Source organism: Formosa sp. A9, from assembly GCF_051200825.1.
Classification (GTDB): Bacteria; Bacteroidota; Bacteroidia; order Flavobacteriales; family Flavobacteriaceae; genus Formosa.
Genome location: NZ_CP195158.1, coordinates 814,160 through 840,416 on the forward strand (window position 1 = coordinate 814,160; position 26,257 = coordinate 840,416).

Genomic DNA, 26,257 nt, shown 5'->3' on the forward strand with positions numbered 1-26,257 from the left:
GCTTTTATAAATTACCAATTTAAGAAAAAGTATTTAATGTTTGCGTTGTCTGGAATTTGTGAAGCTTCAATGTGTAAGGTCATATCGAAGCGTAAGTTTGAAGGTAATTCCATTTTATCTATAGTAAACGAGGCGTTAAGTTCGTCTACAGAAACCACAATCGAATTTATTAAATTATCGATGCTGGAAATTTTATAGTGATCTGCAATATCTTTAAAGGTGCTCAATGTAGACAGCTCGGTATTGGTTTTATAACGCGGATCTAAAACTTGAACAGTTTTTATAACTGCAGTCGAGTCTTGAAGTGCACTTGGCGATAAAGTGAGAAGTTTTTTTCCTCCTTTTTCAAAGACTTCAATTTCGTTGATACTGCCTGTAAATGGTGTGCCTGGCTCGAACTTTACAACAGAATCGTTTTTAAAAATAGTTTCTAGGTCTTTAACTTGCGAGGTTGCCGTTAATGCCCCAATGCTATTCTTCTGGATTAAAAAAGGATCTGATTCTGAATTACAGTTGAAAAAAAGTAAACTTAGAGCGGTTAAGCTTAAAATAGAGTTTTTCATTATAGAAAATAATTGTTTTAGTATTTTGTTTTGAGGGCGTGAAAATAGTTATTTTTTTATCACTTTGTTTAATATTCCAAATACACTTCTAATAAAAGTGGCGCTGGTTAGTACTTTTATAACAGGATTCATGGCTGTACTTTTTCTAGAGCTTGTAGTGGTGCTTTTTCGGGTTGTTTTGGCGCGTTCCTGTTCGGCCTCGGCTTGTTTTATTTTAGCGTTTAACATTTCGTAAGCACTCTCTCTGTCTATAGTATCGTTATATTTTTTTACCAGTTTAGACGCTGTTACAAGTGCTTCTAATTCAGTCGCTGTTAATATGTCCATGCGGCTCATAGGTGCGCGCATCATAGTTGCGGCTAATGGCGTAGGCCTGCCTTTTTCGTCTAGGGCAGAAACAAGAGCTTCTCCTGTGCCAAGCGATGTTAATACCGTTTCGGTATCGTAATACTCAGAAATAGGATAGTTCTGTGCTGTTAGTTTAATAGCTTTTCTGTCTTTTGCAGTAAAGGCTCTAAGGGCGTGTTGTACTTTAAGCCCTAATTGACTCAGTACGGCTTCGGGAACATCGGTTGGGTTTTGCGTTACAAAATATAGTCCAACCCCTTTACTGCGAATAAGCTTTACAATACTTTCTATTTGGTCATGAAGCGCTTTAGATGCTTCATCAAAAATTAAGTGGGCCTCGTCTATAAATATTACTAATTCAGGTCTGCCAGTATCACCTTGCTCGGGGAAGGTTGTGTAAATTTCAGCCAAAAGGCTAAGCATGAATGTAGAGAAAAGTTTTGGACGGTCTTGAATATCGGTTAATCTTAAAATATTAATATAGCCTCTTCCGTTATCATCTAAACGTAATAAATCTTGAACATCGAAAGAGGTTTCTCCAAAAAACAAGTCGGCGCCTTGTTGTTCCAATTCTACAATTTTTCTTAAAATAGCTCCGGTAGAGGCTGTGGATATGCGTCCGTAAGCCTCTTCGAATTCTTTTTTGCCTTCTTGGGTGGCGTATTGTAATATTTTTTTGAAATCTTTTAAGTCCAATAAAGGGAGCGCATGGTCATCGCAATATTTAAAAATAACCGATACAATACCAGATTGGGTGTCTGATAAATCTAAAATACGCGATAATAAAACAGGGCCAAATTCACTTACTGTGGCTCTAAGTCTTACACCATCTTGTTCCGATAGGCTTAGCAATTCTACAGGAAATGCTTTTGGTGCGTATGGAAAGCCAATTTTGTCGTGGCGTTCGGTAATTTTACTGTTTGCATCGCCAGATTTAGCCAATCCGCTCAAGTCGCCCTTAATATCCATAAGTAAAACCGGTATGCCGTGCTCCGATAAGTTTTCGGCCATAACTTGTAGTGTTTTGGTTTTTCCTGTTCCTGTGGCTCCTGCAATTAAACCATGGCGGTTTAACGTTTTTAAAGGGATGTTTACAAAAGCATTTTTTATAGCCTGTTCGTTTAACATGGCTGCACCTAAGGTAATATAGTCGCCTTTAAAAGTGTTTCCTTCTTTAATTTCGGATAAAAAAGCATCGTTTTGAGCCATAAGTCTTAATTTTTCTATAAAAATACTAATCTTGAAGTAATCCGCTCCAAATCTTTTTAAGATTTTATGGGCAAACTTGAAACTGTAAACTATCTTTGCACCCTATGAAGCAAGAGATTCAAGAGTTGGTTAATAAAGGTGTTATGCTTCCTTTAATGGAAGAGTTTTATACCATACAAGGCGAAGGCTATCACAAAGGTACGGCAGCTTATTTTATTCGTGTTGGTGGTTGCGATGTCGGTTGCCATTGGTGCGATGTGAAGGAGAGCTGGGATGCCGAATTACATCCGCCTACAGAAACGGAAAAAATAGTTGAAAAAGCCGCTTTGCATAGTAATACTATTGTAGTTACTGGCGGTGAGCCTTTAACTTGGGATATGACAGAGCTAACAACGCAATTAAAAGCAAAAGGGCTTCAAACGCATATAGAAACTTCTGGGGCTTATCCGTTAACAGGAACATGGGATTGGATTTGTTTATCGCCCAAAAAACTGAAATTGCCTACTGCAGAAGTATCAGCGAAAGCAAACGAATTAAAAGTTATTGTTTACAATAAAGACGATTTTAAGTTTGCCGAAGAACAGGCGGCCAAAGTTGGCGAAAATTGTATCCTATATTTACAACCAGAATGGAGCAAGCGCGATAAGATAATTCCTGAAATTGTAGATTACGTAATGGCAAATCCTAAATGGAAAGTGTCTTTACAAACTCATAAATATTTAAATATTCCTTAAAAAGAGGAACCAAAGCATAAAAAAGCCGCTTTTTAATAAAAGCGGCTTTTTTATGTTGTTTTAAACTATAAATAGATTATAATTTAAAAGGAACCTGTACACGTGTAGTTCCCCAAGCTAGGTGCATGGTGGCATTTTTATCGTCTCCTGTAAAAGCAATAGAAAATGCTTCAATCGGTTCGCTGTCTGTAGAAACGATACCGTTGGCACGAGCCACATCGTTAGCTTCGTTATACGAGTAAGCGCCCCAAGCATTAACATCCGAACTTAAAATAACCGTCCAAGTTTTTTCTCCAGGAATAGTAAATAAAGCGTAAGATCCAGGTTTAATGGTCTTGTCTCCAAAAACAACTGGTTTGTAAAATGTGATTTCAGGAATTTCGTTTGCTCCTGTTCTCCAAACTTTGCCTTGTGGCGCTAGTTGCTCTAAACTTCTTTCGTTTAATTGAGGTCTGCTGTATACCACTTTAATGGCTTTGTTTGCTTCTTTGTAACTTGCTGGGTAAGCAGCCGCATCCATTGGGCTTTTGTCTAAACCTTTAAATTCTTGGGCTTGTACTGCGGTACAAAGGCTAAATGCTAAAGCAACGAAAAATGTAGAGACTTTAAATAATTTCATAATGTTTTGTTTTAATAATGATTAATAAGGTATGTAGGTGTAAAGGTCGGTAAAATCTGTTTAAGTTTACATATTTAATGAGAATGAAATATATATTGTGTGTTTGGTTTTTAATTTTATTTAAAATTGATTTTTTAGTTTTAAATTGTAATTAATTTTATGTTTATTGTTTCATTGTATGAGTTATAGTTTCATATTTGCTTTGTAATTAAAATAAAAAAAGAAATTAAAATATATAGATTATGTGTGGAATAGTATGTGCATTCGACTTAAAACAAGGGGCTGAAGATTTACGTCCTCAAATTTTAGAAATGTCAAAAAAAGTGCGTCATCGTGGACCAGATTGGAGTGGGATTTATAGTAATGATAAAGCGATTTTAGCACACGAACGTTTAGCTATTGTAGATCCAGCTTCGGGAAAGCAACCGTTGTTTAGTCCAGATAAAAAGTTGGTTTTAGCGGCCAATGGAGAAATTTATAATCACCGTGAGTTACGTAAGCAATTTGATGGAACATACGAATTTCAAACCCAGTCTGATTGCGAAGTTATTTTAGCGCTTTACAAAGAAAAGGGTGTAGATTTTGTTGATGAATTAAACGGAATTTTTGGATTTGCTATTTATGATGTCGATAAAGACGAGTATTTTATTGCTCGCGACCACATGGGTATTATTCCGTTATACATAGGATGGGATCAAAACGGAACCTTTTATGTGGCTTCCGAATTAAAAGCGCTTGAGGGCTATTGTACAAAAATAGAGCTGTTTCCTCCTGGACATTACATGTCTAGTAAAGATGGTAAATTTGTTAAATGGTATGTTCGTGATTGGACAGAGTTTGATGCAGTAAAGGAAAACGAGACCAGTATTAAAGCTATAAAAGAAGCTTTAGAAGCAGCGGTTCACAGACAATTAATGAGCGATGTGCCTTACGGGGTGTTGCTGTCTGGAGGGTTAGATTCTTCGGTAACGTCTGCTATTGCTAAAAAATATGCGCAAAAACGTATAGAAAGCGACGATACTTCTGATGCTTGGTGGCCGCAATTGCATTCATTTTCTGTTGGTTTAGAAGGATCGCCAGATTTGGCTGCGGCTCAAAAAGTTGCCGACCATATTGGTACCGTGCATCACGAAATTAAATTCACTATCCAAGAAGGCTTAGATGCTATTCGCGATGTAATTTATAACCTAGAAACCTACGATATTACCACCATTCGTGCGAGTACGCCTATGTATTTAATGGCGCGAGTTATTAAATCTATGGGTATTAAAATGGTGTTGTCTGGCGAAGGTGCCGATGAACTTTTTGGGGGTTATCTTTACTTTCATAAAGCGCCAAACGCTAAAGAGTTTCACGAAGAAACTGTACGTAAATTAAGTAAACTACATATGTACGATTGTTTACGTGCCAATAAAAGTTTAGCGGCTTGGGGTATAGAAGGACGTGTGCCATTTTTAGATAAAGAATTTATAGATGTAGCTATGAGCATAAACCCTCAAGATAAAATGATTAATGGCGAGCGAATGGAGAAATGGGTGGTGCGTAAAGCTTTTGAAGACATGTTACCAGAAAGTGTGGCATGGCGACAAAAAGAACAATTTAGCGACGGTGTAGGTTATAGTTGGATTGATACGCTTAAAGAAATTGTAAACGAAGAAGTGTCAGACGAGCAATTGGCCAACGCACATTTCAGGTTTCCAATACAAACACCGCAAAATAAAGAAGAGTTTTATTACCGTTCAATTTTCGAAGAGCATTTCCCAAGCGATGCCGCAGCTTTAAGTGTGCCACAAGAAGCCAGTGTAGCTTGTAGTACAAAAATTGCTTTAGAGTGGGACGAGGCCTTTAAAAACATGAACGACCCAAGTGGTAGAGCAGTGGCAAAAGTACATACCGATGCTTATCAAATAGCGTAAACGTATATAATTTTTTAGTGTTGCAAAACCTCAATAGCTCTGTTTTTAGAGCTGTTGAGGTTTTTTGGTTTTTAACACTTGTAGAAAATGAGTTTAAATTTGTTTTAAGGTCGTTTTTAGCCCTTTTAAGCGCGTTTGTAGTAATTAACAAATGTTGATAAAAATAAAGGTGAGTACGTTATATACTTTTAAAACACGTTCAAAATTCGTATATTTGTATGTATCCAAAATGATGCGCCCTGCATCATTTTTTTATGCATGATATTTCAAAAAAATAACATATAATTTTTATGAGCGAAGAAGCTAAAAAACACAATTACTCGGCCGATAGTATACAGGCTTTAGAGGGTATGGAGCACGTTAGAATGCGTCCATCGATGTATATTGGAGATGTGGGTGTAAGAGGGTTGCACCATTTGGTTTATGAGGTTGTAGATAACTCTATAGACGAGGCCTTGGCCGGACATTGCGATACCATTAAAGTTATTATAAACGAAGATAACTCTATTACCACCGAAGATAACGGGCGTGGTATTCCGGTAGATATTCATAAAAAAGAAGGTATTTCAGCCCTAGAGGTGGTAATGACCAAGATTGGTGCTGGAGGAAAGTTCGATAAAGATTCCTATAAAGTGTCCGGTGGATTGCACGGTGTAGGGGTAAGTTGTGTTAACGCCCTTTCCGAGCATTTAAAAGCAACGGTTTACAGAGATGGTACTATTTGGGAACAAGAATACGAACGTGGTAAAACCCTGTATCCTGTAAAGTCTGTTGGCGAAACAGAAAAAAGAGGTACCGTAGTAACCTTTAAACCAGATCCAACTATATTCAAGCAAACTCTAGAGTATAGTTACGATACTTTAGCAAGTAGAATGCGCGAATTGGCATACTTAAATAAAGGTATTACCATTACTTTAATAGACAGAAGAGCAAAGAAAGAAGATGGCGAGTTTGAAGGGGAAACGTTTTATTCTGAAAATGGATTAAAAGAATTTGTTTCCTTCTTAGATGGCAATCGCGAGCCACTTATTAAAGACGTTATTGCTTTTGAAGGCGAGAAAAACGATATCCCTGTAGAGGTTGCTATGATTTATAATACCTCGTATTCAGAGAATTTACACTCTTACGTTAATAATATTAATACCCACGAAGGTGGAACGCATCTTTCAGGATTTAGACGTGGTTTAACCCACACCTTAAAAAAGTACGCCGATAGTTCTGGATTAACAGATAAGCTGAAATTTGAAATTTCTGGAGACGATTTCCGTGAAGGACTTACCGCCATTATTTCTGTAAAAGTAGCAGAGCCTCAGTTTGAAGGGCAAACAAAAACGAAGCTAGGAAACAGAGAAGTATCTGCATCGGTAAGCCAAGCGGTTTCAGAAATGTTAACCGACTATTTAGAAGAGCATCCAGAAGACGCAAAAACCATAGTTCAAAAAGTGATTTTAGCGGCACAAGCCCGTCACGCGGCGCAAAAAGCACGCGAAATGGTTCAGCGTAAAACGGTTATGAGTATTGGTGGTTTACCAGGGAAACTAAGCGATTGCTCAGAGCAAGACCCAACAAAATGCGAAGTGTTTTTGGTAGAGGGAGATTCGGCAGGCGGAACTGCTAAGCAAGGCCGAGATCGTAACTTCCAAGCCATTTTACCGTTACGTGGTAAAATTCTTAACGTAGAAAAAGCCATGCAACACAAGGTTTTTGAAAACGAAGAAATTAAAAACATCTTTACAGCTTTAGGGGTAACTATAGGAACGGAAGAAGATAGTAAAGCACTTAACCTATCAAAATTAAGATATCACAAAGTGGTTATTATGTGTGATGCCGATATTGATGGTAGCCACATTGCTACGTTAATCTTAACGTTCTTCTTTAGATACATGCGAGAGTTAATAGAAAATGGACATATATACATTGCTACACCACCATTATATTTAGTTAAAAAAGGTGCTAAAAAGCAATATGCATGGAGTGATTCTGAACGCGACCAGTTGGTAGAAGAGTTTGGAGGTTCGGCTGGAATACAGCGTTATAAAGGTCTTGGAGAAATGAATGCCGAGCAATTATGGGACACTACTATGAATCCTGAATTCAGAACCTTAAGACAGGTAAATATAGATAATGGTAGCGAAGCCGATAGAATTTTCTCAATGTTGATGGGTGATGAAGTACCACCGCGTAGAGAGTTTATCGAGAAAAACGCAGTGTATGCCAATATTGATGCATAACAAAAAAAACACCTTCAGATTAATCTCAAGGTGTTTTTTAATTAAATAACATAAATACATATAAAGTACACATATTTAACATATTTAAAGTAATTGTTAATTGCTGGTATATAGTCATTAAACATCGGCATTAGTTATATTAAAAGTGTTAAATTTGCTAGTAATAAATAATTTTCAATCTTAAAAATTTAATATAAATGAAAGTAACAGTAGTTGGAGCAGGAGCAGTAGGTGCAAGTTGTGCAGAATATATTGCTATTAAAAACTTTGCTTCAGAAGTTGTTTTATTAGACATTAAAGAAGGTTTTGCTGAAGGTAAAGCTATGGATTTAATGCAAACAGCCTCGTTAAACGGATTCGATACTAAAATTACAGGTGTAACTAACGATTACAGTAAAACAGCCGATAGTGATATTTGTGTAATTACTTCTGGAATACCACGTAAACCAGGTATGACTCGTGAAGAATTAATCGGGATTAACGCAGGTATTGTAAAAAACGTATCGTCTAGTTTGTTAGAGCATTCTCCAAACATGATTTTAATCGTGGTAAGTAACCCTATGGATACCATGACATACTTAGCGCACAAAGCTACAGGTTTACCTAAAAACCGTATTATTGGTATGGGTGGAGCTTTAGATTCTGCTCGTTTTAAATACAGATTAGCCGAGGCCTTAGAAGCGCCAATTAGCGATATAGACGGAATGGTTATTGGTGGACATAGCGATACTGGTATGGTGCCATTAACTAGCCATGCTACAAGAAACAGCATTAGAGTGTCTGAATTTTTAAGCGAAGAGCGTTTAGAGCAAGTTGCTGCCGATACTAAAGTTGGTGGAGCTACTTTAACTAAATTATTAGGTACATCGGCTTGGTACGCGCCAGGTGCAGCTGTATCTGGAATGGTACAAGCTATTGCTTGCGATACTAAAAAGATTTTCCCATGTTCTACTTTGTTAGATGGAGAATATGGTTTAAGCGACATTTGTATTGGTGTTCCTGTTGTTTTAGGAAAAAATGGAATAGAGCGTATTGTTGATATTCCTTTAAGCGATGCTGAAAAAGCGCATCTTCAATCGAGTGCAGAAGGTGTTAAAAAGACTAATGGTTTATTAGAAGTATAGTAATAAGCTAAAGTTTATACAATAATCGTCCGATTAGGTTTAACAATCTAATCGGGCGATTTCGTTTTTTATATTTATAATGCAGTTATGCGAAGCTTCTCATAAATAAAGCATTAGTAGATACGGGATACTTTATAAAATTTTATATATTTGACGCGCTTAAATTTTTAGCTTTAAAGGACTAAATTTTCATATTTAAGCAGCAATACAAGTAAATTGAAGAACAGCATAAATATAAGTTTGTATTCCAGATGGTACCTTAGTGTATTTGTAATAGCATTGTTTGCCTTTGGCACGGTGTCGAGCAGTACACAGGAGGTTGTACCTAATCAGGAAATCGTTTTTCAATTTACCAGTCGCATCGTTTCTCAGGATCAAGCTAATTTGGCTATTGAAACTGTAAAAGCTCAGTTAGAAGAAATTGGCGTAGACTGTATTCAGGTTAATAAGGCCGATAGTGGCGAAGTAAAAATAACCTATTTCAGTCATAACGATGTCAATAGTATAAAACAAATACTATCCGATAACGAAACACTTACTTTAGAAGATAGCGAGACGCAAATCCCAGAATTCCCTTCATCATCTAAAACAGTATCGTATAACTTAGATGTTAATGAAATTCATGCCTCTCATGATTTTTCGTTCGAAAAAAGTGGTAAAGTTGCTGTAGAATTTAAGTCTGCTTACAATAGATTATTTACTGCTAACGAATGTGTTTTTCCTAATTTAATAGATTTCAGTGCGGTAAATCTTCAGGTTTTAGTGGCCTATAAATATTACCAAACTGTAGCGTTTGGAATCGATAATCTGTATAGAACCATTCCAGAGGTAAGGGCAGGCCCTTCTTTTAAAATGTTTGTGTAATAGCAAAACGCTTAACGCAAATAACTTCCTGAAAAACGGTTTAAAATTATGACAAATTTACCCATCAAGGTAATTTGGGTTCTAAACCGGTGGTCGACTCTACATGCGGCCAAAACAACTTAAAATACAATAAACTAAAAATTAAATTGTCTAGTTACAGGTAAATTTTATATTTGCCCGATTTAAAAAATTAGACTAAAATATAAAATAATGCAAAACAAAGGATTAGTAAAACTATTCGCCATTTTGTTTGGATTAGTAAGTATTTATCAATTGTCGTTTACATTTAAAGCTAATAGTGTAGAAAACAATGCTAAAGAATTTGCTAATGGCGATGCTGTTAAAGAACGCAAGTATTTAGATTCGCTTGCAAACGAAAAAGTATTTAATTTAGGAATCGCAGATTACACCTATAACGAGGTTAAGGATAAGGCGATGAATTTAGGGCTTGACCTTAAAGGGGGAATTAACGTTATTCTTCAGGTATCTGTAAAAGACATCTTAAAAGGTTTGGCAGACCACACTAACGATCCTGTATTCAACAAGGCTTTAGACGATGCTTCAGAATTACAAAAAAACAGTCAGAATACATATTTAGAGGACTTTTTTATTGCTTTCGATAAAATTAAAGGTGATACTAAATTAGCGTCACCAGACATTTTTGCGAACAGAACCTTAAGCGAAGAAATTACTTTCGATATGAGCGATGATCAGGTAAAGCCTATCATTTCAAGAAAAATAGACGAGTCTATCGTTTCTGCTTTCGAAGTATTACGTAAGCGTATTGATGAGTTTGGGGTAACATCGCCAAACATTCAGCGTTTAGGAGAGTCTGGTCGTATTTTAGTGGAATTACCAGGTGTAAAAGACGTAGAGCGTGCTAAAAAATTATTACAAAGTACAGCTCAGTTAGAATTCTGGGATGCTTACAAAGGAGAGCAAATGATTCCTTTTATTGTTCAGGCTAATAATGTGTTGAAGGAAGAAGTAAAAGCTGATACTGATACTACCGAAGTAGCCGATGCAGAAAACGCAGATAGCGATTCTCAAATTGATGAGTTATTAGGTGAAGCAGAAACAGACTCTACGAGCGTTGCTGCAAACCCGTTATTAGATTTAATTGCTGGGCAAGGATACCAAGGAGGTCCTGTAATTGCAAAATTCCGCGAGCAAGACAAACAAACTGTTTTAGATTATTTAAACCGTCCGTCGGTAAGAGCATTATTACCAGCAGAGCAGCGTTATGCTAAGTTTGCATTTGGTATGCCAGAAAAAAACAGCGAGTTGGTAGACTTATACGCTTTAATTGGTAACAGAGAGAATGTTCCACCTTTAAGTGGAGCTGTTATTACTAATGCTACCCAACAATACGATCAATTAGGTAAGCCAGCAGTATCTATGCAAATGAATGGTAAAGGTGCTAAGATTTGGGAAGAAATGACAAGTAAAGCGTATTCGCAAGGGAGCCAAATTGCCATCGCTTTAGATGACATTGTGTATTCAGCTCCAGGAGTGCATACTGGTCCTATTGCCGGTGGTAGCTCAGAAATTTCAGGAAACTTTACTTTAAACGAAGCGGTAGATTTAGCTAACGTTTTACGTGCGGGTAAATTACCAGCTTCGGCTGATATTATCCAGAGTGAAGTTGTTGGGCCTTCTTTAGGTCAAGAAGCTATAGATAGTGGTAAAATATCGTTCCTTATCGCATTAGCCTTAGTATTATTATGGATGGTTTTCTATTATGGTAAAGCAGGTGCTTTTGCAGACATAGCAATGCTTTTAAACATTGTTTTAATTTTTGGAGTACTATCTGGTTTAGGAGCCGTATTAACTTTACCTGGTATTGCCGGTATTGTATTAACAATTGGTATGTCGGTAGATGCGAACGTACTGATTTACGAGCGTATTCGTGAAGAGATTGGTAACGGTAAAGGGCAGCGAGAAGCTATCCAAGATGGTTTTAGCAACGCTTTATCTTCAATTTTAGATGCTAACATTACAACAGGTTTAACGGCTATTATATTATTTGTTTTTGGTACAGGACCAATTAAAGGTTTTGCAACTACTTTATTAATAGGTATTGTAACGTCGTTATTTACTGCTATTTTTATAACAAGATTATTAATAGACTGGTATGTAAACAGAGGCGGTCAGTTAAATTTCTCTACAGGTATTACTAAAAATTTATTTAGAAATATTAATATAGAATTCCTTAAAAAGCGTAAAGTAGCTTACATTATATCGGGTACTTTATTAGTAATTAGTATTGGATCTTTATTAACAAACGGATTAGATCAAGGTGTAGATTTTGTAGGAGGTAGAAATTATCAAGTACGTTTCTCGCAAGCTGTAAGTCCATCAGAATTAGTGCCAAGTTTATCTGAAGCTTTTGGTAGCGCCGATGCTAAAACTTTTGGTAATGCTAACCAAGTAAAAATTACTACAAAGTATAAAGTAAACGAAACGAGTGCCGAAGTAGATGAAGAAATAAGACAATCACTTTACAATACGTTACAACCGCATTTAGAAGGTATTTCTTACGATGAATTTATCAGCGATGATGCTCATAAAACAGTAGGGTTAATGAAATCTTACAAAGTAAGTCCAACTATTGCAGACGACATTAAGAAAGAATCGTTCTGGGCAGTATTAGGATCTTTAATTGTAGTGTTCTTATACATCTTATTCCGTTTCAAAAAATGGCAATACTCTTTAGGTGCTGTTGCTGCGGTATTCCACGATGTTATTATCGTTTTAGGGGTATTCTCTTTAACGTACAAGTTTATGCCATTTAACATGGAAATCGATCAGGCTTTCATTGCGGCTATCTTAACTGTAATTGGTTACTCGTTAAACGATACAGTGGTTGTATTCGATAGAATTCGTGAGTATTTCCACGAGCATACAGGATGGAACTTAAATAAAGTTGTAAACGTATCTTTAAGCAGTACACTCAGTAGAACCTTAAATACCTCGTTAACAACTTTAGTGGTGTTATTGGCCATTTTCATTTTTGGAGGCGACTCTATTAGAGGATTTATGTTTGCCTTAATAGTTGGTGTAATTGTAGGTACCTACTCGTCATTATTTATTGCAACACCTATTATGTACGATAGTTTAGATAGATCTGAAAAGAAGAAGAAATTAAACACTAGCGCAGAAGAAGTTCCTGTAGCTTAAGGTTTAATCGCTTTAAAATAATTAACCCCATCAAAAGCATATCTTTTGATGGGGTTTTTTTATAGTTGATTTTTTTAGGATTTAATAAATGAAACAGACTGTTTAAAAAGTAAAGTAGTCTGTCATTTTAGAATTTATTCAGAGTTTCATAAAGTTGAAAATCAATAATTATGAGAATTTGAAATTGAAGAATCGATGAAGTTAAATAAGTTTAGATTGACGGAAATTCAATTTTTATGCCTAGTAGTTTGTCAAGTCCCTCTAGGCGATATTTTGCAATTTAATTGTTGAATTCTGAAAACGAAATAGAATCGCCTGCTTTTAAATTCCATGCATCCGAAAGTCCGGCATTTACTTCCAACACATACATCGCGCCACCTTCAGAAAGTAACGAGGCTTCATCCATAGGTTTCGCGTATTTTTGAAAACTATCTATAGTCCTGTCAGCTTTAATGTAAATTAAATCTAATGCAAATTGGGTGTTTTTCATGTAAAACGAACGGCGCGTTTCGTCAGGAAAAACAAAAAGCATACCTTGACTATCCAGCATACTCGTTCTGTACATTAAGCCAGTTTCTCTGTCGTAATCGGTATCGGCAATTTCTATGTCTAAAGTTTGTATTACCGAATCGGTTTTCGCTTTAAAAATAGATAGTTCTGCTTCTTTGGTAAAATGCACTTCTACCGGTTTAATAGGGGCAGATTTAGAAGTTTCTTTACAACTAGCGCAACATAACACACTTATAACGGCCGAAGTTAAAAAGGTGTTTGTAAGTGTTTTTGTTTTCATGCTACACAAGTTACTAAAGATTAGGCTAACTTTTCTTTCCCTTTGTAAATAAACATAAAATATAAGCCTATCAATATAAATGGAATGCTTAACCATTGTCCTGTGTTAAGTGCCCACGAGGCACGATCGTCTACTTGGGCTTCTTTAACAAACTCTACAAAAAATCTAATAGTCCAAAGGAGCACTAGAAACAGCCCAAACAAAAAGCCAGGATTGTCTTTTTTAGTTGTTTTGCTATATAATGTCGATAGTATAATAAACACGACAAGATAACAGGCCGATTCGTATAATTGAGCCGCATGTCTGTAAGGAACAGCATCTAATAAATTTTGAAACTGCGGATTGTTGGCAATGGCGTTATAAGCGTCCTTTGGGTTTTTTATGCCTGTTAATTGTACGGCCTCTCGCTTGCTGTATTCGTCTTGAATAAAGCGTACACCCAGATTAGAATCTGTAACTTTTCCTATAATTTCTGAGTTGATGAAATTTCCAATTCTAATAAAAATAGCACCTAAAGATACCGGAATAACTATACGATCTAAAATCCAGATAAGCGATTTGTACTTGTATTTACGTCGGTATAAATACATGCCTATAATTATGCCAATAGCGGCACCATGACTTGCCAATCCTTGAAAACCTGTGAATTCAAGTTCTGGTTTGGTGCGAATTGGTAAAAAGATGCTTAAAAAGTCTTGTTGTATTAATTCTGGCTGGTAAAAAAATACATGTCCTAAACGAGCACCTATCATGGTTGCTAATACTGTGTAAATAAAAAGCGGATCTAAATACTCTAACGATACGTGTTCTTTTTCGTAAATACGCTTCATAACGTAAAAACCCAATAAAAAGGCGGTTACCCACATTAAACTGTAAAAATGAAGCTGAAAATTTCCAATAATATCAATTCCTGTGGTCGGATTCCAATCGAATTTTAAAACGTGCATAGATTTATTTTTTCAATGCGTAAATATAGACATTTGATTAGGTATACAAAAAGTTTAGGCTGTTAACACATCTTAATTTTTAAGGTACAGGGTCGTAACCAGAGCCTCCCCAAGGGTGACAGCTTAAAATGCGTTTAATACCAAGCCATCCACCTTTAAATAATCCATGCTTTAATAATGCTTCTTTGGTGTATTGCGAGCATGTTGGCGCATATCTGCACGAAGCAGGAAATAGGGGAGATATCGCCGTTTGATATATTTTGATAATGAATAAAAAGGGTGCGATTAAAATACGTTTCATGGCAAAAAAAACGGACAAGTGTTTTGCTTGTCCGTTGTGTATTATTATTGTTTAGTTTGTAGAAAAAGTAGTGCCGTCTTTACCGTCGTTTAATTGAATGCCAACAGCGGCAAGTTCGTCTCTAATTTTATCAGATAATGCAAAGTCTTTGTTGGCTCTAGCTTCTTGGCGGAGTTGTATTAATAATTCTACAGCTCCAGATAGTTTGCCTTCTCCTGCTTCATTTGCACTGCCAGATACCAAACCTAAAACGTCAAAAGTAAATGTGTTTATTGTGGTTTTAAGTAGATCTAAATCCGTTTTAGAAATAGTAGCTTTATTGTCTTTTATTTGATTGATGACTTTAACAGCCTCGAATAAATTTGCAATTAAAATAGGCGTGTTAAAATCGTCGTTCATGGCGTCGTAACACTTTTGTTTCCAATCGGTAATGTTAACAGACGATGTTTCGTTGGTTTTTAAGTTGTCTAAATCTGCAATAGCATCCATAAGACGATTAAACCCTTTTTCGCTTGCCAATAAACCGTTATTGGTAAAGTCTAAAACGCTTCTGTAGTGGGCTTGTAGCATAAAAAATCTTGCAACGCCAGCACTGTAAGCTTGTGTGATATGCGGATTATCTCCTGTAAATATTTCTTCGGGAAGAATAAAATTACCCGTAGACTTGGCCATTTTTTTACCATTCATAATTAACATATTGGCGTGCATCCAATAGTTAACTGGCGATTGGTGGTTGCAAGCTTCTGCCTGCGCGATTTCGCATTCGTGGTGCGGGAATTTTAAATCCATTCCGCCACCGTGTATATCAAAATGTTCGCCCAAATATTTTGTGCTCATGGCTGTACACTCTAAATGCCAACCAGGAAAACCGTCGCTCCAAGGCGATGGCCAACGCATAATGTGTTGAGGTTCGGCTTTTTTCCAAAGCGCAAAATCTTGCGGATTTTTTTTATCGCTCTGTCCGTCTAATTCTCGGGTGTTGTGTATTAAGTCTTCTACATTACGTTTGCTTAGCTTCCCGTAATTGTTGGTTTTGTTAAACTTTAAAACATCAAAATACACAGAGCCATTTACTTCGTAAGCAAAACCGTTGTCTATTATGGTTTTAATGAGTTCTATTTGTTCAATAATGTGTCCGGTAGCAGTAGGTTCTATGCTTGGCGGTAAAAAATTGAACTTATTTAAAATATTATGAAAATCTACAGTGTAACGTTGTACGACTTCCATAGGTTCTATTTGCTCTAAACGCGCTTTTTTTGCAATGCGGTCTTCGCCTTCATCGGCATCGTTTTCTAAATGTCCCGCATCTGTAATATTACGTACATAGCGTACTTTGTAACCTAAATGTTTAAGGTACCTAAAAATAGTATCGAAAGACATAAAGGTTCTTACATTTCCTAAATGCACATTGCTATAAACCGTTGGGCCGCAAACATACATGCCAACGTAACCGTCGTTTATGGGTGTAAAAGCTTCTTTTTGCCCGGAAAGTGAATTGTAAATTTTAATGCTTTGTTGCTTGTACAGCTGCGGCATGATGCTTGTAATTTAAAATTGAGTGTCTAAATTAATATAATTTAAGAATTCTTTACGGGTTTCGGCATCTTTAAATTTACCACCAAATTCCGATGTTACTGTGCTGCTCTCGATGTCTCGTATACCTCTGGAGTTAACGCACAAATGTTTAGCATCTATTACACAAGCTACATCTTCTGTGTTTAGTACTTCTTGTAATTCTTTAACGATTTGTATTGTTAGGCGTTCTTGTACTTGCGGACGCTTGGCGTAGTAATCTACAATACGATTCATTTTAGATAAACCAACAACATTGCCGTTAGAAATGTAAGCTACGTGTGCACGACCAACAATAGGTAAAAGGTGGTGTTCGCAGGTAGAATATACGGTAATGTTTTTTTCGACTAACATTTCGCCGTATTTGTATTTATTGTCGAAAGTTGAAGCGCTAGGTTTTCTGCTAGGGTCTAAACCTCCAAAAATTTCTTTTACAAACATTTTAGCCACGCGATTAGGCGTTCCTTTAAGGCTGTCGTCTGTAAGATCTAGGCCTAAGGTTTCCATAATATGTCGTACGTCGTCTTTTATGATTTCGATTTTTTCTTCGTTAGAAAGTTTAAAAGCATCGTCTCGCATTGGTGTATCTGCCGAAGTGCCAATGTGGTCGTCGCCTAAAGATTCAAATTCTTCTAATTTATTATCCAATTTCATTATCAAAAAAATAATTCTGTATTAATCTGCAAAGATAAGTAATTCCCTATTGAATAGGTCTGAATTGTTAAACATTTACAGGATAGGTGAATGAAGCGTCTTTTTAATGGTGTTGATGCAAAAGCTGTTATTTTATAAAGCGAAACTTAAAGAGCAAGTTACGTTAGAATTTCGTGTTTGTATTGAAGCGGTATCGGTTAAGCCTACGCTGTATAGTTGATAATTATTATCGCGTTGGGACTGATCGAAAGTGATGTCGATTTTAGTAACGCCAAAACTGTAACCCAAACCAACAGAATACCCCGATAAATCGCCGATGGTATTTCCGTTTTTATACGGACTTTCTTCAAACCTGTAACCGCCTCTTAAACTTAATTGTTTTAATCGGTATTCTCCGCCAATGGCAATGGCTGAAGCTCCTTTTAAGTTGTTGTTTATAATGTTGTTTTGTTCAGAGAAATAGATGTCGTTGGTAGGTTTAAACTTCGCGTTACTGTAATCTTTATAAGAATAATCAAGACTAATAAGCCCAGAGTACCCAAAAATATAAGCTATGCCAGCATTAATTTTCCCTGGTGTTTGCAGTTTGTAATCAGGGTAAATATTGGCAACTCTTGGTTCTACAATTTGGGTTACTGCAGTACTATTTTCGTTTCTAACAGTTGTAACTCCTTGTGTAGTTTCTTCGCTAATGGTGTACCAAGTAGGCGAATTATAAGTAAGTCCTAGCCTTAAATTTTCCGTAGCTTTGTAAATTCCGCCAAGTTGAAACGAGAAACCGCCACCGATAGTAGATAATGTATTTTCGAATATAACATGGTTAACTAGCGTGTTTGTATTGCTGTTTCTTTCGTTTAAATAGGTGTATTTGTCGTAGCTTATAAAATGGGTGTTTAAATTGACTCCTAAATATAATTTGCTGTTAACCTCGCTAGCAAAATTAACGGCAATCTTACCATTGTAGCCTGTAGCTGCATAAGCATATTGTTGATTGAATGTGCCTGGAGCGATATTCGAGGTGTACTCGGTGTTCTCATCTACATCTTCCATTGGTTCTAAAATATACGATTGGTACCCCAAAAAGGCTTGTTGATGTCTTGTACCGTAAATTCTACCAATTTCGGAATAGGCTTGTGTAATTGTTTCGTTACTTCTTGCAGAAATTTCGTCTAACCGAAGTCCTTGGGCATTAGCTAAAAAATAACTATCTATAGAGTTTGTATTAATTCCGTTAACGGTCCAATCGTTAGTGAAATCTTGAGTTTTATCATAGGAAATACCAAACGAGAATTTATTGAAATTATTGGTGGTGTTTGGGCTGTAAAAAACAAATGCAGCACCTATTTGTGTAAACTCTGTATTGGAATTGGAGTTAGAATTATGATTATTGAAATAATCTGTTTTGTTTTTTGTGTTCAAACTCGAAAGGCTAAACGAGGTATATGTACTATTAAAAATGGCTGAACCAGCTGGGTTCAGGCTACTAGCAGATAAATCGCCTCCTAAAGCTGTAAATGCGCCACTTAGTGCGCGATACCGTGCTGTACCTTCAATATTATCTGCCGAGTACCTTACGGCATCGGTTATGTTTTGTGCATAAAAAGCAGGCATACAAAATATGCCTGCGATGTAAAAAGCTAATGTTTTTAATTTCATTTTATAAGGAAAAGTGCTTTAATTATCTACCTCTAGACGATCTCATACTGCCTCCAGAACCCATACTTCCGCCAGATCTCATACTTCCAGACGATCGAGGTGTAGAGTAGCTTCTGTTACTAGACGAACGGGTACTGTTATAAGACCTGTTAGTGTTATTAGATTTTGTAGGGTTTATAGATTGTGTTCTTCTGTTTGTATTGGTATTATAATTTCTAGTAGATCTGTTAGTATTGTAATTTCTTGTTGCATTAGAAGTTCTTGCGTTATTGGCACGCGATGAATTATTTCTTGTGAAATTCTGATATCTCGTAGAAGCTTCAGAACTATATCTTCTATTCGTGTTTAAGTAACGGTTAGATGTGTTGTAAGCCAAACCTCTACGCGAATACATGCGATTGCCATAATATGCAGGAGGTCTGTGGCCTCCCCAATATCCTGGGTAGCCCCAACCACCATACCAGCCACCGCCGTAGTAAGGAGGGAAGTATGGGTTATAAAAACCACCACCCCAACCGAAGCCCCAGCCCCAACCCCAACCGTAGGCAGGATAACCCCAGCCCCAGCCATAATATGGGTATCCCCAACCACCGCCATACATAAATGGGTCGTTGTAGATGTTTACGGTAACACTTTCGTTTTGTGTACCCCAGCCGCCATTACCACTATAACTATTTTCGTCGTTATTAATTGCAGTATACGAATTGCTGGAATACGAGTCTATATCTGTAAAAACAGAATCTTGTACTTGTTGGTTGTATAAATCGTATTCGTTAGACTTCTCTTTAAAATACGTGGTGTAATAAGAATTGTCGTTTGTATTGTCTGGATTGTGTTGAACAATAACTTGGTTTGGTGTGCCGTAAATACCATCGCTATTGCTTTGCGCATAATCTTGAGAACTTCCGCAAGACGCAAGTCCTAAAAAAGATAATAACAAAACAAATAGTGCTGGTTTACGTTGTAATATATATAGATATTGCATATCGAGATTAATTTTATTGTTGAACATAACAAAAATAATTAGTTTTGCCGAACTATTAAGTGTATTTAACATAGTCGCAATATTTGTGCCAAAACAAAGATATGAGTAAAAAACTGACAAGTAGAGTAGAAGACTACTCAAAATGGTATAACGAACTGGTAGTCAAGGCAGATTTAGCAGAGAACTCAGCTGTAAGAGGGTGTATGGTAATCAAACCATATGGGTTTGCTATTTGGGAGAAAATGAGAGCCGAGTTGGATAGAATGTTTAAAGAAACAGGACATGAGAATGCATATTTCCCATTGTTTGTTCCCAAAAGTTTATTCGAAGCAGAAGAAAAGAATGCCGAAGGTTTTGCCAAAGAGTGTGCTGTGGTAACACATTATAGATTGCAAAACGATCCAGATAAGCCTGGTAAGTTGCGCGTAGATCCAGAAGCAAGGCTGGAAGAAGAATTGGTGGTAAGACCAACCAGTGAAGCTATTATTTGGAATACTTATAAGGGATGGATTCAATCCTATAGAGATCTTCCGTTAAAAATTAATCAGTGGGCCAATGTCGTGCGTTGGGAAATGCGTACGCGTTTGTTTTTAAGAACAGCCGAATTTTTATGGCAAGAAGGGCATACGGCACACGAAACAAAGGCCGAAGCTTTAGAAGAGGCTCAGTTAATGAATACGGTTTATGCCGATTTTGTTGAAAATTTTATGGCTATCCCAGTTATACAAGGGGTGAAAACGGAAAGCGAACGTTTTGCTGGTGCCGAGGATACCTATTGTATAGAAGCCTTAATGCAGGACGGAAAAGCCTTGCAAGCAGGAACTTCTCATTTCTTGGGGCAAAATTTTGCTAAAGCTTTCGATGTTAAATATACTTCAAAAGAAGGTAAGCAAGATTATGTGTGGGCCACATCGTGGGGAGTGTCTACTCGATTGATGGGGGCTTTAATTATGACGCATAGCGATGACCACGGTCTGGTTTTGCCTCCTAATCTAGCACCAAATCAGGTGGTAATTGTTCCTATTTTCAAAACCGACGAAGAGTTCGAGGAAATATCTAAAATAGCTAAGCTTATTATGAGCGATTTAAGAGCTAAGCATATTTCGGTTAAATATGATGATAGAACGACATTCAGGCCTGGAGCAAAATTTGCTCAGCACGAATTGCAAGGTGTGCCTTTGCGTATTGCAATAGGGCCTAAAGATTTACAAAATGGTACTGTAGAGTTAGCAAGACGAGATACCTTAACAAAAGAAATTGTGTCTTTAGATATACTTACCAATGTTGTTGAAGGTTTGATGACCGAAATACAGGATACTTTGTTTAATAAGGCTTTAAACTATAGGGCAGAGCATACTACTAAGGTAGATACTTTTGAAGAGTTTAAAACAGTTATAGAAAATAAAGGTGGTTTCGTTTCGGCACACTGGGATGGTACCGCAGAGACCGAAGATAAAATTAAGGAAATTACCAAGGCTACTATTCGTTGTATACCATTAGATGCAGTAGAAGAAGAAGGGGTTTGTGTGTATTCTGGAAAGCCATCTTTAAAGCGAGTGTTGTTTGCAAAAGCCTATTAAATTAATTTTTTTTAAAAAAAGTTGATTTAGCTATTGCGAGATTAAAAATAGGTTGTATATTTGCACCCGCAATGCGATAACAGAAATAAAAAATATCACATTGAAGTTTTTTGAAAAAATGTTTTGCAGATTAAAAAATAAGTTTTAAATTTGCACACTCAAAAAAAACAATGGCCCGTTCGTCTATCGGCTAGGACGCCAGGTTTTCATCCTGGTAAGAGGGGTTCGATTCCCCTACGGGCTACAATCATTTAATAAGAAAGAATTAAAATGGCAAATCATAAGTCATCATTAAAGAGAATCAGAAGCAACGAAGCTAAGCGTTTAAGAAATAGATATCAGCATAAGACGACTCGTAATGCTATTAAAAAGTTACGTGAAGCTGGAACTAAAGAAGAAGCAGAAGCTTTATATTCAAACGTAGTTTCTATGATTGATAAATTAGCGAAGAAAAATATTATTCACGCTAATAAAGCAGCAAACCTAAAATCAGGTTTATCTAAGCACGTAGCTTCTTTATAAGAACTTATCAAGTTATATAATAACAAAAAGCTTCTCGATTAGAGAAGCTTTTTTGTTGCAATTAACTTTAGTTATTAATGTTGTGTCACAAAAAAAGCCTTGAAGTCATTCTAAGGCTTTTTTTATTGGTGTATTTTGGGATAGATTAATTGCCTTTAACTCTAAGCCATAATTCTGTAAGTAACTCTTGGCCATTTACAGGTGTTTTTGGTGCTTCAATAAATTCGACTTCATTATTGGTTGTATTTGGAACCATAAGATATTTAAATACAAAATTGGTTGAATTTTCAGACATATCGTACAATCCGAATCTTAAATCATTAAAATATAAACTTCCATTTTCTTTAGTTATCGTGTACCATCCATTTGTAATGTTAATCATGTTTTGTACCGACTTATCGTTTAAATACGCTTTAATAAGATGATGATTTTTAGGGAAACGGTTAAACGTTATGGGTTGCGTATCAAAAAATGAATATTGCCCCAATAAGTAAGCATCTTCTGTTTCTACATTGGCATTCCATAAAATGGTGTTTAAAGGCGCAGGTCTAGTGTCTAGTTTTAAATAAGTAATATTTTGTATTTGTAATGCCTGTTCAAATTGTTGAAAGGCCAGCCATTTTAAACCATAGGTAAGTATTAGGTAAGCTGAGCTTAAACTAAGTCCTAAAGTTGTATAAAACCGTCTTTTTTTTGATGTCCGATTTTGAAACATGGCCAACAACAAACAAATTAAAAAGGGGAGTGTATACAGCGGATCTATAACAAAAATAGTTTGTAAAGCAATTTTGTAAGGCAGCGGCCAAAAGAATTGAGTGCCCCAAGTGGTGTGTATGTCTAACAGGGCGTGAGTTAAAAATCCTAAAAAGAACAGTAGGCTCCATTTACCAATATCTTTGTAGTTTTCGAAATGCGAAACTATTATGCCGCAAAGAGGTCCAAAAATTAAGGCAAAAAGTAACGAATGTGTGATTCCTCGATGAATAGATAAGGCAGTTGCCGTATTGGTAAAATGAGATGTAAAAACATCTAAATCAGGAATAGTCCCAGCAATTGCACCATACAACATGGCTTTATTGCCAATATGTTTGCCTAAAACAACTTCGCCCACGGCGGCACCTAATACAATTTGAGTTAAAGAATCCATGATTTAATTTTATAGGGATATTGATTTTATCATCGTAAAATGTGCTCCAATTTTAGGAATATCGAAGGCGTCACCATATATGGTATAGCCTTGTTTTTTATAGAAAGGAACTGCAATTTCCCGTGCGTTAAGCCAAATGAAAGTCCCTGTTCTTTTATTAACTTGTTTTTCGCCTTCCTGAACTAGTAATTTTCCGAAATCTAATCTTTGAAACGATTTTAATATGGCCATACCACGAAGCTGATATTGCGATGGATCTTTAAAATCCTTATGAGTTTGTTTTAAAAAGCTAACAACACCTACCAGATTTTGTTTAAAATATATACCTAAATGAAATGTTTTTGGAGCATTATCGTCAACAAAAGCGCAATCTTCAAGCGGTCTTCCTGGGCGTAAAACAGGATGTCTAACAGCGTAGGTTTCTAAAGCAGAAATGTTTGTGATAGTTACAAACGGATTGTTTATTTTATAAAGGTAAGCTGGCTGGTTGTCGTAAATCGCTTCATCTATTTTTGTTAATCCACATTTTAGTAACACCCGTTGCGATTTTGTGTTATCGCGATGTGCATGGGCGTATATAGTTTGTAGTTTTAGGGTTTCAAACCCATAATTTATTGCTGCTTTGCAACTTTCGGTGGCGTAACCTTTATTCCAATATTTTTTGTAAAAACGATAGCCTACTTCAACATAATTATCCTTTTTATGAAATTTCAATCCGCACCAACCTAAAAACGTGTTGTTGTCTTTAAGGCAAACGGCCCATCTCCCCATGTTGTTTACTTTGTAATCTGGGTAGTTTTTTAAAAATTCTGCTGCCGCTTCAATAGAGCAAAAAGCGTTGTCTCCAGTGTATTTTAAAACCTCTTCATCTGCATTCATGTGGTAGAAATGTGGTGCATCATCTACTGTAAGTGGTCTTAAATACAGTCGTTCGGTTTGAGCTATAATGTCGGTCATATAGTAATTTTAATCCATAAAAAAATGCCTATTAAAAATAGGCATTTTTGTTACATGGTTTTTTCTGATTTTTTGAAGGTGTAGGTGACACCAAAATTAATGCCGAATGAGGAGTAAGGTACCTTTTGCGATAGCTTTTTAGACGGATCGGTATTGTTGTTTGGTAATTCGTCTACATAGGTAGATTTTTTTACATAGCCTTCTGGTAGATTATCTAAATTATAAAAACCTTCAACAGCCACATCGCCGTTTGGAAGCACAATATTGGTATTGAATTCTGTAATTTCAGAATCTTTACGTTTTAAACTTATACCGTAATATTCGGCTTCAGCAAAAAGGCTAAAATTAGAGTTTAGTTCGAAACGGTAACCTAAAGCACCTACAAAGCCTAAAGGGAATTTACCGTGGAAATCTTCTACATAATTGGTCTCCGAATACGAGCCAGAAGGTAGGCCTAAAGCTTCTGTTTCAGGATCTGAAAACACCGAAGTCTGATGTACAACAGCTTCCGTTTTTCCACCTACTTTTATTAAAGCTCCAAAGCGTCCGTAAAGGTTGTTTGTAAACTTGTAAACCAAAGATAGCGATGCGCCATAGGCACGTGCACGGGCAATAGCTTCTATTTGTTGGTTTGGTAAATCGACTTTAGAAACGGTTTGGTCAGCACCGTGTAAGTAGCCAAAACCTAAATCTGCACCAAAATTATCGTTAAAAAAATAAGTCCCGCGTAACTGAAAATTTAAACCTTCACCATAGCTTCCGTAAGAGTTTTCTGTAGTAGAAGCGTTTGCTTTTTCGCCTAATTTCATTTCTGCACTACCAATGGCATAACCTGTGCTGGCAGAGATTTGAAATTGTCCGTAAGACATGGCGCTGAATAACAAGCCAATGCCTAAAAATGTTAGCTTTTTCATGTATAATTAATTAAGTTGTTTTTGCAAAAATACGCTTTAAAAGGGGGATTTTAATGTGCTTTGAGCAATTACTCGCGAAATATTTATTGCTAAAGGGTAAGCGTCTGTTTTTCAAATTTATATTTTTGGAAGAAAATTAAGGTATGGCTTCAAGTACTTTTTTAGAGCTATTAAAACAGCTAAGCACAAATAGATTATTAGTTTTGAAAGATAGGGTGGAAGGGGAACATAAATTCATTCCTATTGATTTATCTACTCAAAATTCAGATTTAAGTCATGTAAATTTGGCGTCTTCCGAAGATTTAAACAACTATATTCAGGCTTATCTAGATACAGCGCAAGCAGATGTTGCTTATGGTGGCTATTTAGAGGTGCGCCAATTGTACCAAAGGAGTAGTTATTTTAATGCGGGTGATGTTGCTACCGAAAGGAATATTCATTTAGGTATAGATTTTTGGTGCGATGCAGGAACTCCGGTTTGTGCGATTTTAGAAGGCGAAGTACATAGCTTTAAGAACAATACCAATTATGGCGATTATGGACCAACCATTATTTTGAAGCATCGATTTTTTGGTGTTGAATTTTTTACCCTTTATGGCCATTTAAGTTTAGCGTCTATTACTAACTTAAAAGTAGGGCAAAAATTTGTTGGTGGAGCGGTTTTAGGAACTCTAGGCGATGCTACTGTTAATGGCGATTATCCGCCACATTTACATTTTCAAATTATTAAAGATATTCAGGATTATTCTGGCGATTACCCTGGTGTTGCCAGTAAAACCGATTTAGAATTTTACAAAACCAATTGTCCAGATCCTAATGTGTTGTTGCGATTGTGAATCATATTTTAGGTAGTTGTTTTAATACTTCAAATTCAGGTGTATGAGTAGAATGAAAATTAATTAGCTGCCTAGATGTTTTTAAATAAAACCCTAAACACTTAAAAGAGAAGAATTTAGGGTTGTTTAATGTGGAGTCGCCGAGAATCGAACTCGGGTCCAAACAAGTGATCAAAGGGCTTTCTACACGCTTATTCTTTTCTTGTTTTTTCGATTGCAACCTGGTTAAAGACAACCTAGTTACAACTTAGCTTCTTAAATTTCGAAAGTAAGCCAAAGCATCAAACTTTCTATATTGACTTTTACGATGCCTCTAAATGGTACGCCGCCAATCAAGGCTTACCGGAGACATAAAGCTTGCACACCTTGTGTGCCTAGGCCAATCTTACTATAATTCAGATTAGGCAGCTAAAGCGTAGTTATTCTCGCCGTTTAAAAGTGTGATCTAGCCTTTAACGTGTTTCAAAATCATTACACGACGTGCTTACCGTTCAATGCATCTCGCTGTCAAAACCAGTCGACCCCATTGTTGTAAGTATTTTGGCGTTCCCTTTCGGGGCAGGCTTTTCGCTATATCTTTTTAATTTATCAATTAAAAAGGATGCCGC

The 26,257-nt window shown here is 36.4% G+C and carries 22 protein-coding genes, 1 tRNA gene and 1 other RNA gene; 10 read left to right on the forward strand and 14 right to left on the reverse strand.

The window, feature by feature from the left end:
* Positions 1 to 11: 11 nt before the first annotated feature.
* Positions 12 to 563 carry a hypothetical protein gene (locus ACR9EA_RS03540; RefSeq protein ID WP_435137618.1) on the reverse strand — a complete coding sequence of 184 codons (552 nt, stop codon included), beginning with the start codon at positions 561 to 563 and terminating at the stop codon, positions 12 to 14.
* A 48-nt stretch (positions 564 to 611) separates the two neighbouring features.
* Positions 612 to 2,120, reverse strand: a complete 1,509-nt coding sequence (locus ACR9EA_RS03545; protein ID WP_435137621.1) for a helicase HerA-like domain-containing protein — start codon at positions 2,118 to 2,120, stop codon at positions 612 to 614.
* 104 nt (positions 2,121 to 2,224) lie between these two features.
* Between ACR9EA_RS03545 and ACR9EA_RS03550 the strand changes: the two genes are divergently transcribed.
* Positions 2,225 to 2,854 (forward strand): 7-carboxy-7-deazaguanine synthase QueE, encoded by a 630-nt coding sequence (locus ACR9EA_RS03550; protein ID WP_435137624.1) that lies wholly within the window; start codon positions 2,225 to 2,227, stop codon positions 2,852 to 2,854.
* A gap of 76 nt (positions 2,855 to 2,930) precedes the next feature.
* Here the strand turns inward: ACR9EA_RS03550 and ACR9EA_RS03555 are convergent, their stop codons facing one another.
* Positions 2,931 to 3,473, reverse strand: coding sequence for a DUF2911 domain-containing protein (locus tag ACR9EA_RS03555; protein ID WP_435137627.1), 543 nt, complete (start codon positions 3,471 to 3,473; stop codon positions 2,931 to 2,933).
* A gap of 242 nt (positions 3,474 to 3,715) precedes the next feature.
* Here ACR9EA_RS03555 and asnB point away from each other — a divergent pair, with 242 nt between their 5' ends.
* From asnB to secDF, 5 genes are all read left to right on the forward strand, one after another.
* Positions 3,716 to 5,389 (forward strand): asparagine synthase B, encoded by a 1,674-nt coding sequence (gene asnB, locus ACR9EA_RS03560; RefSeq protein WP_435137630.1) that lies wholly within the window; start codon positions 3,716 to 3,718, stop codon positions 5,387 to 5,389.
* Between the two features lie 290 nt (positions 5,390 to 5,679).
* Positions 5,680 to 7,620, forward strand: coding sequence for a DNA topoisomerase (ATP-hydrolyzing) subunit B (gene gyrB, locus ACR9EA_RS03565; RefSeq protein WP_435137633.1), 1,941 nt, complete (start codon positions 5,680 to 5,682; stop codon positions 7,618 to 7,620).
* Positions 7,621 to 7,817: 197 nt separating this feature from the next.
* A complete protein-coding gene (mdh, locus tag ACR9EA_RS03570; protein WP_435137636.1) occupies positions 7,818 to 8,744 on the forward strand; it encodes a malate dehydrogenase in 927 nt (308 codons plus the stop codon).
* A 216-nt stretch (positions 8,745 to 8,960) separates the two neighbouring features.
* The gene (locus ACR9EA_RS03575) at positions 8,961 to 9,608 is read left to right on the forward strand and encodes a hypothetical protein (protein ID WP_435137639.1); all 648 of its coding nucleotides are present in this window, start codon (positions 8,961 to 8,963) and stop codon (positions 9,606 to 9,608) included.
* A 210-nt stretch (positions 9,609 to 9,818) separates the two neighbouring features.
* Positions 9,819 to 12,788, forward strand: coding sequence for a protein translocase subunit SecDF (gene secDF, locus ACR9EA_RS03580; RefSeq protein WP_435137642.1), 2,970 nt, complete (start codon positions 9,819 to 9,821; stop codon positions 12,786 to 12,788).
* Between the two features lie 280 nt (positions 12,789 to 13,068).
* Here secDF and ACR9EA_RS03585 read toward each other — a convergent pair whose 3' ends face one another.
* The 7 genes from ACR9EA_RS03585 to ACR9EA_RS03615 form a co-directional block, all read right to left on the reverse strand.
* Positions 13,069 to 13,578, reverse strand: a complete 510-nt coding sequence (locus ACR9EA_RS03585; protein WP_435137645.1) for a DUF192 domain-containing protein — start codon at positions 13,576 to 13,578, stop codon at positions 13,069 to 13,071.
* Positions 13,579 to 13,598: 20 nt separating this feature from the next.
* A complete protein-coding gene (lgt, locus tag ACR9EA_RS03590; protein WP_435137647.1) occupies positions 13,599 to 14,525 on the reverse strand; it encodes a prolipoprotein diacylglyceryl transferase in 927 nt (308 codons plus the stop codon).
* Between the two features lie 79 nt (positions 14,526 to 14,604).
* Positions 14,605 to 14,826, reverse strand: a complete 222-nt coding sequence (gene yidD, locus ACR9EA_RS03595; protein WP_435139806.1) for a membrane protein insertion efficiency factor YidD — start codon at positions 14,824 to 14,826, stop codon at positions 14,605 to 14,607.
* Positions 14,827 to 14,877: 51 nt separating this feature from the next.
* Positions 14,878 to 16,362 (reverse strand): cysteine--tRNA ligase, encoded by a 1,485-nt coding sequence (gene cysS, locus ACR9EA_RS03600; protein WP_435137650.1) that lies wholly within the window; start codon positions 16,360 to 16,362, stop codon positions 14,878 to 14,880.
* Between the two features lie 12 nt (positions 16,363 to 16,374).
* Positions 16,375 to 17,052, reverse strand: a complete 678-nt coding sequence (gene folE / locus ACR9EA_RS03605) for a GTP cyclohydrolase I FolE (RefSeq protein ID WP_435137653.1) — start codon at positions 17,050 to 17,052, stop codon at positions 16,375 to 16,377.
* Positions 17,053 to 17,184: 132 nt separating this feature from the next.
* Entirely contained in the window at positions 17,185 to 18,708 is a 1,524-nt protein-coding gene (locus ACR9EA_RS03610; protein ID WP_435137656.1) for an OmpP1/FadL family transporter, read from the reverse strand.
* 22 nt (positions 18,709 to 18,730) lie between these two features.
* Positions 18,731 to 19,765: a hypothetical protein gene (locus ACR9EA_RS03615; RefSeq protein ID WP_435137659.1), complete on the reverse strand. Its 1,035-nt coding sequence runs from the start codon at positions 19,763 to 19,765 to the stop codon at positions 18,731 to 18,733.
* Between the two features lie 29 nt (positions 19,766 to 19,794).
* On the opposite strand from ACR9EA_RS03615, the gene proS reads away from it, so the two are divergent.
* From proS to rpsT, 3 genes are all read left to right on the forward strand, one after another.
* The gene (gene proS / locus ACR9EA_RS03620) at positions 19,795 to 21,273 is read left to right on the forward strand and encodes a proline--tRNA ligase (RefSeq protein WP_435137662.1); all 1,479 of its coding nucleotides are present in this window, start codon (positions 19,795 to 19,797) and stop codon (positions 21,271 to 21,273) included.
* A gap of 172 nt (positions 21,274 to 21,445) precedes the next feature.
* Positions 21,446 to 21,517: transfer RNA gene (locus ACR9EA_RS03625), tRNA-Glu, on the forward strand.
* A 26-nt stretch (positions 21,518 to 21,543) separates the two neighbouring features.
* Complete coding sequence (gene rpsT, locus ACR9EA_RS03630) at positions 21,544 to 21,795, forward strand: 30S ribosomal protein S20 (RefSeq protein WP_435137665.1); 252 nt, start codon at positions 21,544 to 21,546, stop codon at positions 21,793 to 21,795.
* Between the two features lie 145 nt (positions 21,796 to 21,940).
* Here rpsT and ACR9EA_RS03635 read toward each other — a convergent pair whose 3' ends face one another.
* Genes ACR9EA_RS03635 through ACR9EA_RS03645 form a run of 3 tightly spaced genes read right to left on the reverse strand, consistent with a single transcriptional unit; the run spans position 21,941 to position 24,813 of the window.
* On the reverse strand, positions 21,941 to 22,942 hold the full coding sequence (locus ACR9EA_RS03635; RefSeq protein WP_435137668.1) for a metal-dependent hydrolase: 1,002 nt from the start codon (positions 22,940 to 22,942) through the stop codon (positions 21,941 to 21,943).
* A 9-nt stretch (positions 22,943 to 22,951) separates the two neighbouring features.
* Entirely contained in the window at positions 22,952 to 23,899 is a 948-nt protein-coding gene (locus ACR9EA_RS03640; protein ID WP_435137671.1) for a GNAT family N-acetyltransferase, read from the reverse strand.
* Between the two features lie 50 nt (positions 23,900 to 23,949).
* Entirely contained in the window at positions 23,950 to 24,813 is an 864-nt protein-coding gene (locus tag ACR9EA_RS03645) for an outer membrane beta-barrel protein (protein ID WP_435137674.1), read from the reverse strand.
* Between the two features lie 143 nt (positions 24,814 to 24,956).
* Between ACR9EA_RS03645 and ACR9EA_RS03650 the strand changes: the two genes are divergently transcribed.
* Entirely contained in the window at positions 24,957 to 25,649 is a 693-nt protein-coding gene (locus ACR9EA_RS03650; protein ID WP_435137677.1) for a peptidoglycan DD-metalloendopeptidase family protein, read from the forward strand.
* Between the two features lie 129 nt (positions 25,650 to 25,778).
* Here the strand turns inward: ACR9EA_RS03650 and ssrA are convergent.
* Positions 25,779 to 26,174, reverse strand: a transfer-messenger RNA (tmRNA) gene (gene ssrA / locus ACR9EA_RS03655).
* Positions 26,175 to 26,257 lie beyond the last annotated feature (83 nt).

Excerpts from the sequence above, each read along its gene's own strand:
- ACR9EA_RS03650 (WP_435137677.1), top strand. The coding sequence starts at position 24,957 with ATGGCTTCAAGTACTTTTTTAGAGCTATTAAAACAGCTAAGCACAAAT.
- ACR9EA_RS03610 (WP_435137656.1), bottom strand. The coding sequence starts at position 18,708 with ATGAAATTAAAAACATTAGCTTTTTACATCGCAGGCATATTTTGTATG.
- rpsT (WP_435137665.1), top strand. The coding sequence starts at position 21,544 with ATGGCAAATCATAAGTCATCATTAAAGAGAATCAGAAGCAACGAAGCT.
- ACR9EA_RS03640 (WP_435137671.1), bottom strand. The coding sequence starts at position 23,899 with ATGACCGACATTATAGCTCAAACCGAACGACTGTATTTAAGACCACTT.
- gyrB (WP_435137633.1), top strand. The coding sequence starts at position 5,680 with ATGAGCGAAGAAGCTAAAAAACACAATTACTCGGCCGATAGTATACAG.
- secDF (WP_435137642.1), top strand. The coding sequence starts at position 9,819 with ATGCAAAACAAAGGATTAGTAAAACTATTCGCCATTTTGTTTGGATTA.
- ACR9EA_RS03555 (WP_435137627.1), bottom strand. The coding sequence starts at position 3,473 with ATGAAATTATTTAAAGTCTCTACATTTTTCGTTGCTTTAGCATTTAGC.
- ACR9EA_RS03615 (WP_435137659.1), bottom strand. The coding sequence starts at position 19,765 with ATGTTAAATACACTTAATAGTTCGGCAAAACTAATTATTTTTGTTATG.
- asnB (WP_435137630.1), top strand. The coding sequence starts at position 3,716 with ATGTGTGGAATAGTATGTGCATTCGACTTAAAACAAGGGGCTGAAGAT.
- ACR9EA_RS03585 (WP_435137645.1), bottom strand. The coding sequence starts at position 13,578 with ATGAAAACAAAAACACTTACAAACACCTTTTTAACTTCGGCCGTTATA.
- ACR9EA_RS03635 (WP_435137668.1), bottom strand. The coding sequence starts at position 22,942 with ATGGATTCTTTAACTCAAATTGTATTAGGTGCCGCCGTGGGCGAAGTT.
- mdh (WP_435137636.1), top strand. The coding sequence starts at position 7,818 with ATGAAAGTAACAGTAGTTGGAGCAGGAGCAGTAGGTGCAAGTTGTGCA.
- ACR9EA_RS03550 (WP_435137624.1), top strand. The coding sequence starts at position 2,225 with ATGAAGCAAGAGATTCAAGAGTTGGTTAATAAAGGTGTTATGCTTCCT.
- yidD (WP_435139806.1), bottom strand. The coding sequence starts at position 14,826 with ATGAAACGTATTTTAATCGCACCCTTTTTATTCATTATCAAAATATAT.
- proS (WP_435137662.1), top strand. The coding sequence starts at position 19,795 with ATGAGTAAAAAACTGACAAGTAGAGTAGAAGACTACTCAAAATGGTAT.
- cysS (WP_435137650.1), bottom strand. The coding sequence starts at position 16,362 with ATGCCGCAGCTGTACAAGCAACAAAGCATTAAAATTTACAATTCACTT.
- ACR9EA_RS03545 (WP_435137621.1), bottom strand. The coding sequence starts at position 2,120 with ATGGCTCAAAACGATGCTTTTTTATCCGAAATTAAAGAAGGAAACACT.
- lgt (WP_435137647.1), bottom strand. The coding sequence starts at position 14,525 with ATGCACGTTTTAAAATTCGATTGGAATCCGACCACAGGAATTGATATT.
- ACR9EA_RS03540 (WP_435137618.1), bottom strand. The coding sequence starts at position 563 with ATGAAAAACTCTATTTTAAGCTTAACCGCTCTAAGTTTACTTTTTTTC.
- folE (WP_435137653.1), bottom strand. The coding sequence starts at position 17,052 with ATGAAATTGGATAATAAATTAGAAGAATTTGAATCTTTAGGCGACGAC.
- ACR9EA_RS03645 (WP_435137674.1), bottom strand. The coding sequence starts at position 24,813 with ATGAAAAAGCTAACATTTTTAGGCATTGGCTTGTTATTCAGCGCCATG.